The organism is Candidatus Methylomirabilota bacterium (assembly GCA_035936835.1).
Lineage (GTDB): Bacteria > Methylomirabilota > Methylomirabilia > Rokubacteriales > CSP1-6 > AR37.
Genome location: DASYVT010000126.1, coordinates 1 through 11544, shown reverse-complemented (window position 1 = coordinate 11544; position 11544 = coordinate 1). Strand labels below are relative to the sequence as shown.

Sequence of the window (11544 nt, the reverse complement as noted above, 5' to 3'; positions counted from 1 at the left end):
AGCGCGCGGGCTCTACGGCAACGCCCTCGGCCTCGAAGAGGCGGTGGAAGCGCTCCTTCCACGTCAGGCCGTCGGCGTCGAGCGTGCCCCCGAAGTCGAACAGCACGGCGGAATTCACGAGGTCCTCTCCAGTCGGGACGGCGGGTGAAGCGTGCCGGGGCGCTAGACCTTGTACGCGCGCTCGATAAAGACCGGCACAAGGGCCAAGGCTTCGTCGAGCCGTGAGGCGTCGGTGCCGCCGCCCTGCGCCAGGTCAGGCCGACCACCGCCCTTGCCGCCAACGAGCGGCGCCACCTCCTGCACGAGCTTCCCGGCCTGAATGCGTTTCGTCAGGTCCTTGGAAACGGACGCCACCAAGGCGACCTTTCCATCCATCGAGGATCCCAGACAGATCACGCCCGGGCCCATGCGTTCGCGCAGCGTATCCACGACCGAGCGCAGCCCTTCGGCGTCGAGGCCGTCGATGCGCGCCGCCAGCACGGTCACGCCCGCGACGGTCTTCGCGCCCGCAGCCAGCTCGTGCGCCGTGTTCTTCGCGAGGCGCGCCTCGAGCTGCTGCACCTGCCTCTCGAGCTGCCTCTGCTCGTCGAGGAGCTTCTGGAGGCGCCGCGGCAGCTCGAGCGGCGGGATCTTGAGGAGGCCTGCCGACTCGCGCAGCGCCGCCTCCTCCTGTCCCACGTGCCGGAGCGCGGCCTCGCCCGTCACCGCCTCGATGCGGCGGACGCCAGAGGCGACGGCGCCCTCGGAGACGACCTTGAAGAGGCCGATCTGGCCGGTGGCCTCGAGGTGCGTGCCGCCGCAGAGCTCGGTGGAGAAATCCCCGATGCGGATGACGCGCACGCGGTCGCCGTACTTCTCGCCGAACAGCGCCATGGCCCCGCTCTTGAGCGCGGCCTGGAGATCCATCTCGGCCTGCGTGACGACGATGTTGGCCTGGACGTGCTCGTTGATGAGATCCTCGACCTTCTCAACCTCGCCGTCGTTGAGCGGCCCGCCATGGGAGAAGTCGAAGCGCAGGTGGTCGGGCGCGACCAGCGAGCCCGCCTGCATCACGTGGGTGCCGAGGACCCTCCTGAGCGCCGCGTGGAGCAGGTGGGTCCCCGTGTGATGGAGCCTCAACCCCTGGCGCCGGGCCGATTCGACGGACACCGCCACCTCTTCGTTTTCCCTCAACCTCCCCCGGCTGACGCGGACGCGGTGGACGATCAGATGGCCGCTCCGGTAGTACGTGTCCTCGATGGACCCCTGCCCCTCGCGCCCCATGATGGCGCCGGTATCGCCCATCTGGCCGCCCGACTCGGCATAGGCGGGCGTGCGGTCGAGGATGACCTCGACGACCTGGCCCTGCACCGCCTCGGTGAGCCGCCGTCCCTCGCCGACCAGGGCCAGGACCCGCGCGGGCGTCGCCAGCTGGGAGTAGCCGAGGAACTCGGGCCTGGCGATCTGCGCCGAGAGCTGGCGATAGATCTCGACCGTGCCGTCGCCCTCGGCGGCCGCCGCGCCGCCAGCGGTGAGCCGAGCGCCGAATGAAGCGCCCGCCCGCGCGCGCTCGCGCTGGGCCTCCATCTCGGTCTCGAACTGCTGCATCGCCTCCGGCGGCACGGACCAGCCGGCGTCCTGGAAGACCTCCTGCGCGAGATCGGTCGGGAAGCCATGGGTGTCGTAGAGCGTGAAGAGAAACTTCCCGTCGGCGATTTTTCGCGGGTCGTGGCCGTGGGCCTCGAGGTACTCGTGGATCTTGGCCGTGCCGAGGCCGAGCGTCTCGCTGAAGCGCTCCTCCTCCTGCTTCACGGCATCCGCGACGCGCCCGCGGGCCTCGATGATCTCCGGGTACGCGCCGCCCAGGATCTCCACCACGGTCGAGGTCACCTCCCAGAGGAAGGGCCGCTCGAGCCCGAGCATGCGGCCGTGGCGCATGGCCCGGCGCATGATCCGGCGCAGCACGTAGCCGCGCCACTCGTTCGACGGCGTCACGCCGTCGGTGATGAGGAAGGTGGCCGCGCGCGCGTGGTCGGCGATGACCCGCATCGAGACGTCGTGCTCGGCATCTGCACCGTAGCGCTTCGACGCGATCCGCTCGACGCGGGTGATCAGCGGCCGCAGGAGGTCGGTGTCGTAGCTGGACTGCTTGCCCTGCATCACGGCGGCCATCCGCTCGAGGCCCATGCCCGTGTCGATCGAGGGCTTGGGCAGGGGCGTCATCGTCCCCGACGCGTCCCGGTTGAACTGCATGAAGACGAGGTTCCAGATCTCGAGCCAGCGGTCGCAGTCGCAGGCCGGGCCAAGGCATGTCCGGCCCGCTTGCTCCTCCGGGCACGGGAAGTGGTCGCCCTGGTGGAAGTGCACTTCCGAGCACGGCCCGCAGGGGCCGGTGTCACCCATGGCCCAGAAATTGTCCTTCTCGCCCAAGCGCAGGATGCGCTCGTCGCCCAAGCCGGCCACTTTCTTCCACAGCGCGAACGCGTCGTCGTCGTCGGTGAAGACGGTCGCCTTGAGCCGGTCCTTGGGCAGCCCCAGCTCTCCCGTCAGGAGCTCCCAGCAGAAGGCCACGGCCTCGGCCTTGAAGTAGTCCCCAAAGGAGAAATTGCCCAGCATCTCGAAGAAGGTGTGGTGCCGGGCCGTGCGGCCCACGTTCTCCAGGTCGTTGTGCTTGCCGCCCGCCCGCACGCACTTCTGCGCGGTGACCGCGCGCCTGTACTCCCGCCGCCCCTCGCCCAGGAACACGCTCTTGAACTGGACCATGCCGGCGTTGGTGAAGAGGAGCGTCGGGTCGTCGGCGGGCACGAGGGGGGAGGAGCGCACCACGGTGTGCCCGTGGTGGCGGAAGTATTCCAGGAAGCGCTGGCGGAGCTCGCTGCCGCTCATGGACATGGCGTCATTATACCGGGGGTCAGTCGGCCGGTGCGTCCCCGTCGGGGCGCGTCCCGGTGAGCGCCGCGACCGTCCGCATCACCTCCGCCAGGGGGTATCCGCGGCGCACGAGGTAGTCCCGCAGCCGCGGCGCCGCCCGCTCGCGACCGGCCCGCAGGAGGGCCGGCAGCCGGCGGCGTCCCGCCTCGAGGCACCGCAGAGCCTCGGGCGCCTCCTCGAAGGCGGCGGCGACCGCCGCGGCCGCCACGTCGCGCGGAATGCCCTTCTGGAGAAGCTCCAGGCGGAGACGGCGGCTGCCGACGCGCCGCCCCCGCGCGCGCGACTCGGCCCAGAAGCGCGCGAAGGAGGCGTCGTCCACGTAGCCTCGGGAGGCCAGCTCGGCGACCACCGCGCGCGCGATCTCGTCGGGCGCGCCGCGGCGCTTCAGCCGGCTCGTCAGATCTTTGGCGCTCCAGGCTTTGCGGGCGAGAAGGTCGAAGGCCGCCAGCTTGGCGGCCTTGGCGTCCAGCTCCCGCCGCTCCCGGGGCCCGCGCGCCGCGCGGCGGCCCCGCGACGCCACGGCTAGTTCCGCTTGGCGGGGCCCGGCAGCCTGCCGACCGTGGGGGCGCCCACGAAGCCGGGGCTGCTCGCGTCCCAGGTCATCTCACCGGTCGAGAAAATGCCCTTGACCTTGAGGTCGAAGTCGTCGGGGTTGGTCGCGGCGTCCCGCGCCGTCTCGTACGTCACGAGCTCCTCGCGGTAGAGGCCGAGCAGCGACTGGTCGAAGGTCTGCATGCCGTACTGCGCCTGCCCCGACGCGATGACGGTGGGGATCTGGGGCGTCTTGAGCTTCTCGCGGATGGAGTCGCGGATGAGGCCGGTCATGATCATGACCTCGACCGCGGGCACGCGCCCCTTGCCGTCGGCGCGGACCACCAGGCGCTGGGAGACCACGCCCTGGATGACGGCGGACAGCTGGGCGCGGATCTGGTCCTCCTGGTGCGGCGGGAAGATCGAGATGATGCGGTTGACTGTCTCGGTCGCGTTCAGCGTGTGGAGCGTCGAGAGCACCAGGTGGCCCGTCTCCGCGGCGTGCAGCGCCACTTCCATCGTCTCGGCGTCGCGCATCTCGCCGACGAGGATAATGTCCGGGTCCTGGCGGAGGGCGGCGCGCAGCGCCTGCGCGAAGCTCGTCGAGTCCTGGCCGATCTCGCGCTGACTGATGACGCACTTCTTGTCCTCGTGCACGAACTCGACAGGGTCTTCGATGGTGACGATATGGTCGTTGCGCGTCCGGTTCATGAAGTCGAGCATGGCGGCGAGCGTCGTGGACTTGCCGGAGCCGGTGATGCCGGTGACCAGCACCATGCCGCGGCGCTCGAGGCAGAGCCGCTCCAGCACCTTGGGCAGGTGCAGCTCCTCGAAGGCCGGGATGCGCTCGGGAATGTGGCGGAGCACCGCCCGCACGTCGCCCTGGCAGAGGAAGACGTTGATGCGGAAGCGTCCGATGCTCGGGACCGTGTGGGCGAGGTCCATCTCCTTGCCCTCCATCAGCGCGTTGTAGCGGAGCTCGCCCAGCAGCGTCATGGCCGTCTTGCGCATGAATTCGCGCGTCACCGCCGGAAGGTCGTCCTGCGTCTCGAGGTGTCCGTGCACCCGCACGATGGGGCGCGAGCCGGACTTGAGGTGCAGGTCGGAGGCGCTGCGCTTCACGCACTCAGTCAGGAGATGGTGGAAGTCCATGGTCGCTCCTACTTGGCCGCTTTCTGGGGCTCGGCGGGCACCGGTGACGGCGCGCCGCCGACCGGCTTCAGGCCCAACGCCGCGCGCACCTTGATCTCGAGGGCCGCCAGGACCTTGGGGTTGTCCTTGAGGTACTTTTTGGCGTTCTCGCGGCCCTGGCCGATCCGCTCTGTCCCGTACGTGTGCCAGGTGCCGGACTTCTCCACGAGGTTCTGCTCGACCGCGGCGTCCAGCACCGAGCCTTCCTTCGAGATGCCCTCGCCGTAGATGACGTCGAACTCGGCCTCGCGGAACGGCGGCGCGAGCTTGTTCTTCACCACCTTGACCTTGGTGTGCACGCCGATCGATTCGGTGCCGTTCTTGATCGCCTCCTGCCGGCGGATGTCGAGACGGATGGAGGCGTAGAACTTGAGAGCCCGGCCTCCCGTCGTGGTTTCGGGCGAGTTGTGCACGACCACGCCGTCCGCCAGATACGTATGGTGGTCCTCGATCTCGAGGTCGAAGCGGTGCATCGAGCGGCTCACAGGCTTGATGTATCGCTTAGTGATTTCGACTGGCACAGCGCGGAGATGGCGGCGCCGCGAGAGGGTATCCTCGCCCTCTTCGATCGGGTGCCAAGTGAATCGCCCACGCTGGCTTGGATGAAGCTTATAGTCCATCGAGGGGTGCAAATGGGGCGCCAGGAGCTGATGCAAACGCGCGGTTTGTTCAGAACTGAACCAAAAGCCACGACCATCATCGCGCGGTCGACCCAACCCCATTCGTTCCAAAGCGGCAACAACAAGTGAACGCGCTTCTACTTGGAGCGACGTATTGTATAGCACCGCCTTGCCCTTACCCCACCGCGCGTAGGAGCCCATGAATGACCCATCATCCGCATACCACACGGCCAGCGCCCTGGCGTCCAGGGACTCGAGGATCTGCGTTGTAGCCGTCCGCACGCCACCTTCCCCGTAGAGCGCGTGTCTTAGCGGCACGAGAGCAGGCATGGAGAGAGTGCTGAAGCCGATCCCGTTGCCGACAGGACCGATGGGGCGAGAGAATGGAAGGAGCATCCGATGCTTCCAGGCCAGGTAGTCCTTCTGTCGCGGGGCATGCGCTACGCGGAACTGGGCTGAATGCTTCCCTACCAGCCTGAGGGAGCCATCACCAAGACTTCCTCCAACAAGCACCTGCCACTGCTCCTCTGTCAGTTTGTAGTCGGGCATGCTGAACAGGACCTCGTCCCCCACCCTGAGGTGGCCTGCGGGCACCTCGCCCTTCGGCGTGAAGATGAGGTGATTCGGTGTCACCGCGAAAGTGCGTCGCCTAGCCGGCCCACCTCGGACCTCGAATTGGATGAACGAATCGGTCACGCCATTGTCGAACCAGTCGACAATACGTCGGGGTTCGATTCGCCCGTTCGTTGGGTCGTAGGAAAGCACCTCAACTGGTAGCCGCCGACGGACGATTCGGCCAATTCGTTCCGGCCTACCGTCAGCGAGGATGACTCTCGTGTCATATGAAAGACATCCAAACATGACGCCGATCTTCTCGCGGATCTGGTTGATGAAGATGACGGCGCCCCCGGAGCGCGCGATGGCCGCGGTGAGCTTGCGGAGCGCCTGGGACATGAGCCGCGCCTGCAGGCCCGGCAGCGAGTCGCCCATGTCGCCGTCGATCTCGGCCCGCGGCACCAGCGCCGCGACCGAGTCGATCACGATCGCGTCCACGGCGTTCGAGCGCACGAGCGTCTCGGCGATCTCGAGCGCCTGCTCGCCCGTGTCGGGCTGGGAGATCAGGAGCTCGTCGGTGTTGACGCCCAGGTTCTTGGCGTAGATCGGGTCGAGGGCGTGCTCTGCGTCGATGAAGGCGGCCGTGCCGCCCATGCGCTGGGCCTCGGCGATGATGTGCAGCGCCAGCGTCGTCTTGCCGGAGGACTCCGGGCCGTAGATCTCGGTGACGCGGCCGCGCGGGATGCCGCCGATGCCGAGCGCGACGTCCAGAGACAAGGCCCCCGTGGGAATGACCGAGATCTCGTCGAACACGCTGCCCTGGCCCAGGCGCATGATGGCACCCTTGCCGAACTGGCGGTCGATGGACGCGATGGCCAGATCGAGGGCCTGACGCCGATCGCTCTTCGCTACTTCAGCCATGGGTTCTCCTCCGAGGCGCGTAAACGCCTAATTCGACGAGCAGTTTCATCATTGTAGAGGCCCGTGGACCCCAAAGTCAATCAGCGCGTCCGACACATCCATCCTGACGCGCTCTTCCGGCGTGTCAATGTCGCGAAAGCGATACGCGGCGGGAAGTCACACGTCGTACTCGGAGGACAGCGGCACGGACGCGATGCCCGTGTAGCGAGCCCCCGAAGTGTAGAGGTCGCTCCGCATGAGCGCGATCGAGGCGACGGGCATCGAGCCGAAGGGCACGGTTACCCCGCGCATCACCGCCGAGCGGAGCTCCGGCATGCCCTCGCGCCGCCCGCGCTTCTCGTCAGTGACCCGGCCGATGGTGACGTGCGCCTGCCAGGCGCGGGCTTCGATCGAGACGCCGAGGCTCTCGAGCGCCTCGGCCACGCGGGCCTGCAGCCGCTGCACCTCCTGCACGCCCTCGGAGACGCCCACCCAGAGGGTGCGTGGGTGGTCGAGGCCGGGGAAGGCGCCGAACCCCTTGAGACTCAGCGTGAAGGTCGGCACGCCCGAGGCGGCCTCCTCGAGCGCCGGCACCACGTCCGCCGACTGCTCCTCCGTCTGGTCGCCGAGAAACCTGAGCGTCAGGTGGAGGTTGTGGGGCGGCACCCAGGCGACGGCCTTGGAGAGCGGGCGCAGGCGGTCGATCTGCGCTGCGACGGCGCGCCTGGTCTGCTCGTCCAGGAGGACGGCGACGAAGGCCCGCGGCATCAGCGCACCAGCCGGCGGCGAAGCATGTCGAGCGCCGTCTGCGAGGACTGCCACTTGATGGCCACGCGGTCGCCGGCAAAGCGGCAGCGGAGCGTCTCGACACCGGCCGGCGTCGCGCAGCCGATGTAGACCGTGCCGACGGGCTTCTCCGCGCTGCCACCGTCGGGACCGGCGATGCCCGTGACCGCCAAGCCGCAGGGCGAGCCCGAGATGCGGCAGATGCCCGCCGCCATGGCCTGGGCGACGGGCGCGCTGACGGCGCCGTGGGCGCGCAGGAGCGGCTCGGGGACGCCCAGGAGGTCTTCCTTGGCGCGGTTAGAGTAGACGATGACCCCGCGCTCGACGTAGCGCGACGAGCCCGCGATGTTGGTCAGCCGGTGGCCGAGGAGCCCGCCCGTGCACGACTCGGCGACCGACACGGTCCACGCGCGCTCCAAGAGGAGCCGCCCGACGACCGACTCGAGAAGGTCGTCGTCCTGGCCGTAGCAGTCGACGCCGAGCGCCGCGCGCACCTCGGCCTCGATCGGCGCCAGCGCGGCCTCGGCCAGCGCGCGAGTGGCGCCGCGCCCGAGCAGGCGCACGTGGACGTCGCCCTCGACGGGCACGCAGGAGACGGTGACGTCGCCCTCCTTGCCGAGCCATGCGCCGACGCGCGCTTCGGCATCCGCCGCTTCGAGTCCGGTCGTCAGGAGCACGCGCTGGACCCGCGCCTCCGCCGCTTCGAGTCCGGCCGGCGCCTTGAGAAAGTCGCTCACCATACTCCCGAGGTGTGGCGAGCCCAGGGGCAGGACGACGAGGACTCCGTTCTTCCCCGCGAGCGACCAACCATCCCAGCCGTCGGGCGCCGACGGCAGAAGCAGGGCGCCCTTGGGCAAGAGCCCGAGCCTGTCGAGCCGCCTCGGCATGGCCTGGCCGCGCTGGGCGAACCCGGCCTCGAGCAGCGCCAGGCGCCGCCCGTTGAGGACGAGTCGCGCCCCCGTGAGGCGCGCGACCACGCGGGGCACCAGCTCACCCGCCGAGCCGCCGGGCTCTGCGAGCACGACCGTGAGCCCGCCGCCCTCGAGCGGTCCGCGCAGCGCGGGCTCGAGCGCCGCCTCGCTCGGGTCCACCACCTGGCGCGACGCGACCAGGGTGCCCGCTGCGGCCAGCGCGCGCGCCACGTCACGGGCCGCCCTGTCGTCGGCCGCGCCGTCCGCTACCGTCAGCACATGAGCCCGGCTCACCGAGGCACTCCGAAGAGCATCCGCGCGCCCATGATCAGCACGAGGGCGTAGACGCCCGCGATCAGGTCGTCCACCACGACGCCGAAGCCGCCGCGCAGGGCCTGGGCCTCGCGCGCCGGGAAGGGCTTCCAGATGTCGAAGAGCCGGAAAAGGAGGAATGCGCAGAGGAGGACACCTGGGGTGCGGGGCAGGAGCAGGACCGCCACCATCATGCCCGCCACCTCGTCGATGACGATCACGCCGGGATCCTTGCGCTCGAGCACGGCCTCGACGCGGTGCGAGGCCCAGATGCCGACGACGACGACCGCCGCCAGCGCGGCCCAGAGGCCGACGCGGGAAAACGGGATGAGCCAGAGCCCGACGGCCGCCACCAGGCTGCCAGCGGTGCCGGGCGCAACGGGGGAGTAGCCGGCGCCCGCGCCGCTGGCGATAACGAAGGCCAGGCGGTCCGCGATGCGGATCGGCTATTCCCCCACGAGCTCGTAGCCGTCCACTTCGACGATGCGGACCTCCGCGAAGCGTCCGGGGCTGAGCTTGGGATCGCGGAGGTAGACGACCCCGTCGATTTCCGGCGCCTGTCCCGCCGTCCTCCCCTCGAAGGGGAATGCGGGATCGACGCTCGCGCCGTCCACCAGGACGGTCTGCTTCGTGCCGTAGAGCGCCTTCTGACGCTGCCAGGCGAGGCGGTCCTGAAGGTCCTGGACCTGGTGCGCGCGCGCCACCATCACGTCCGCGGGCACCTGGTCAGGCATGGTTGCCGCCGGCGTGCCCTCCTCGACCGAGTAGGTGAAGACGCCCAGGCGGTCGAAAGCCGCGTCCTCGACGAAGGACAGGAGGTTGTCGAACACGGCGTCCGTCTCGCCGGGAAAGCCCACGAGGACCGTCGTGCGGATCGTGACGCCCGGGATGGTTTCGCGGAACTGTGCCACGATCTCTTTCATCCGTCGCGCCGTCACCGCGCGGCGCATGGCTCGGAGGATCGCATCGTCGCCGTGCTGCACCGGCATGTCGAGATACGGCACGACGCGCGCGCGCCGCCACTTGTCCACCAGGCGGTCATTCACGTGCGCGGGATGAAGGTACATGGGCCTGATCCACGGCATCCGCGTGTCAGACAGCGCGAGGAGCAGATCGCCGATGTCGCCGTTGCCGGGCAGCTCGCGGCCGTACGCGAGCGTGTCCTGGGAGACGAGGATGGCCTCCTGGATGCCCTGCCTGGCCAGCCCCTCGACCTCGGCCACGATGTCCGGGAGCTTCCGGCTCCTGTGAGCGCCCCGGAATTGGGGGATGGCGCAGAAGGTGCAACCCATGTCGCAGCCTTCGGCGATCTTCACATACGCGTAAGGCACCCTCGACGTCAGCAGCCGCGGAGTCTTCGAGTCGTAGAGATAGCCCGGCGGCGCGCTCGTGACCCAGTCCTGCCTGCCGTCGGCCTGGTTGACGAGATCCACGATCCGGTCGAGCTCGGACGTGCCGAGGATGGCCGTGACCTCAGGGATCTCGCTCAGGATCTCGCCGCCGTAGCGCTGGGTGAGACACCCGGTCACGATGAGCGCCCGCGCGCGGCCCGCCTCTTTCACGCGCGCCAGCTCGAGAATCGTCTGGACCGATTCCTCGCGCGCCCGGTCGATGAAGGCGCAGGTATTGACGACGAGGCAGTCGGCCGTCTCGGCGGCATCCGTGATCTCGTGGCCGGACCGAGCGAGCATGCCCAGCATCAGCTCGGAGTCGACCTGGTTCTTGGGGCAGCCGAGAGTGGTGAAATGGACTTTCATGACGCGGCTTTATGATCCCACAGGGCGTCATGGTGAGTCAAACGCGGCTCGTCGGAACGAGTTTGAGCGCCAGAGGTTACAGGTGTATGGTACCCGCCATGTCAGGCCTGCTCCGATCGCCCAGGCCCTGCGTGGTAGCGCTCCTGACCTCGGCACTCGTGCTGGGGATCAACGGTTTCGTGGGCGCGATCCACTCGGTCCACCACCTGCCCGCGCAGGCGCAGGCTCATGACGAGCAGGGCGGAGCGCCCGCCGGCGCGCCCGACGAGACTTGTCCCGTCGCCGCCGCCGCGTCACACATCGTGGCCACCGCAGTCGAGCCACCGCCGGTCCTGGGCCCGGTCTCACCCTCGGCCCGGCTGCGAACCCCCGGCCTCAGGGACGCGCCGCGCCTGGCCTGGAGAGAGCCCGGCTCCGGAAGAGCGCCTCCCTCCCCCCGGTCGCTCCCAAGCTAACCCGCCGCTTCGCCCAGGATCCTCCGGCAGACGTCCGCCGCGCGCCTCGGCGCACCGGCCGAGTCTCCATTTCACCGACTGGAGGAGTCCCATGGCATCGCGCTATCTAGCGGCCGCACTGGCCGCCGCACTGGGCCTCTGCGCCTGGCCCGCGCTCGCGGCCGCGCACGGGATGGCGGGCAAGCGCTTTTTCCCGACCACGCTGACGATCGACGACCCCTTCGTCGCGGACGAGCTGTCCCTGCCGACCGTCCTCCACATCAGGGAGCCGGGCGGCCAGGTGACCTCCATCGCGGGCGACTTCTCCAAGCGCATCTTCCCCGACCTCGGCCTCACCCTCGCCGGAGACTGGAACCTCCTCGATCCCGCGGCAAACGGCAAGACTGAGAGCGGGTTCGGCAATCTCGAGATGACGCTCAAGTACCAGGCCTTCACCAGCGCCGCCCACGAGACGATCATCTCGGTCGCCTTCGGCTGGGCGGCGGGCGGCACGGGACAGCCCAAGATCGGCGCCGAGTCGTTCGACGTGTTCAAGCCCGCCATCCTCTTCGGCAAGGGATTCGGTGACCTGTCCGAGCCGCTGGCGTGGCTCAGACCCCTCGCCGTCACCGGTGTC

General features: G+C 69.3%; 9 protein-coding genes. 1 reads left to right on the top strand and 8 read right to left on the bottom strand.

Annotated elements, in window-relative coordinates; genetic code table 11:
* Positions 1-162: 162 nt before the first annotated feature.
* The 8 genes from alaS to rimO form a co-directional block, all read right to left on the bottom strand.
* Positions 163-2865: an alanine--tRNA ligase gene (alaS, locus tag VGV06_10825; GenBank protein ID HEV2055649.1), complete on the bottom strand. Its 2703-nt coding sequence runs from the start codon at positions 2863-2865 to the stop codon at positions 163-165.
* A gap of 25 nt (positions 2866-2890) precedes the next feature.
* Positions 2891-3430 (bottom strand): regulatory protein RecX, encoded by a 540-nt coding sequence (locus VGV06_10820; GenBank protein HEV2055648.1) that lies wholly within the window; start codon positions 3428-3430, stop codon positions 2891-2893.
* Between the two features lie 2 nt (positions 3431-3432).
* Positions 3433-4593, bottom strand: coding sequence for a type IV pilus twitching motility protein PilT (locus tag VGV06_10815; GenBank protein ID HEV2055647.1), 1161 nt, complete (start codon positions 4591-4593; stop codon positions 3433-3435).
* Positions 4594-4601: 8 nt separating this feature from the next.
* Positions 4602-6728, bottom strand: a complete 2127-nt coding sequence (gene recA, locus VGV06_10810) for a recombinase RecA (protein ID HEV2055646.1) — start codon at positions 6726-6728, stop codon at positions 4602-4604.
* Positions 6729-6884: 156 nt separating this feature from the next.
* Positions 6885-7475 carry an RNA 2',3'-cyclic phosphodiesterase gene (thpR, locus tag VGV06_10805; protein HEV2055645.1) on the bottom strand — a complete coding sequence of 197 codons (591 nt, stop codon included), beginning with the start codon at positions 7473-7475 and terminating at the stop codon, positions 6885-6887.
* Positions 7475-8683 carry a nicotinamide-nucleotide amidohydrolase family protein gene (locus tag VGV06_10800; protein HEV2055644.1) on the bottom strand — a complete coding sequence of 403 codons (1209 nt, stop codon included), beginning with the start codon at positions 8681-8683 and terminating at the stop codon, positions 7475-7477. The genes thpR and VGV06_10800 overlap by 1 nt, the downstream gene beginning before the upstream one ends.
* Positions 8684-8694: 11 nt before the next feature.
* The gene (locus tag VGV06_10795) at positions 8695-9129 is read right to left on the bottom strand and encodes a phosphatidylglycerophosphatase A (protein ID HEV2055643.1); all 435 of its coding nucleotides are present in this window, start codon (positions 9127-9129) and stop codon (positions 8695-8697) included.
* A 33-nt stretch (positions 9130-9162) separates the two neighbouring features.
* Positions 9163-10473, bottom strand: a complete 1311-nt coding sequence (gene rimO / locus VGV06_10790; protein ID HEV2055642.1) for a 30S ribosomal protein S12 methylthiotransferase RimO — start codon at positions 10471-10473, stop codon at positions 9163-9165.
* 546 nt (positions 10474-11019) lie between these two features.
* On the opposite strand from rimO, the gene VGV06_10785 reads away from it, so the two are divergent.
* On the top strand, positions 11020-11544 hold a 525-nt coding region (locus VGV06_10785; GenBank protein HEV2055641.1), incomplete at its 3' end, for a hypothetical protein.

What these genes read in the sequence shown, in the direction of transcription:
- recA (HEV2055646.1), bottom strand. Translation starts at nt 6,728, where the DNA reads ATGGCTGAAGTAGCGAAGAGCGATCGGCGTCAGGCCCTCGATCTGGCC.
- thpR (HEV2055645.1), bottom strand. Translation starts at nt 7,475, where the DNA reads ATGCCGCGGGCCTTCGTCGCCGTCCTCCTGGACGAGCAGACCAGGCGC.
- VGV06_10815 (HEV2055647.1), bottom strand. Translation starts at nt 4,593, where the DNA reads ATGGACTTCCACCATCTCCTGACTGAGTGCGTGAAGCGCAGCGCCTCC.
- rimO (HEV2055642.1), bottom strand. Translation starts at nt 10,473, where the DNA reads ATGAAAGTCCATTTCACCACTCTCGGCTGCCCCAAGAACCAGGTCGAC.
- alaS (HEV2055649.1), bottom strand. Translation starts at nt 2,865, where the DNA reads ATGAGCGGCAGCGAGCTCCGCCAGCGCTTCCTGGAATACTTCCGCCAC.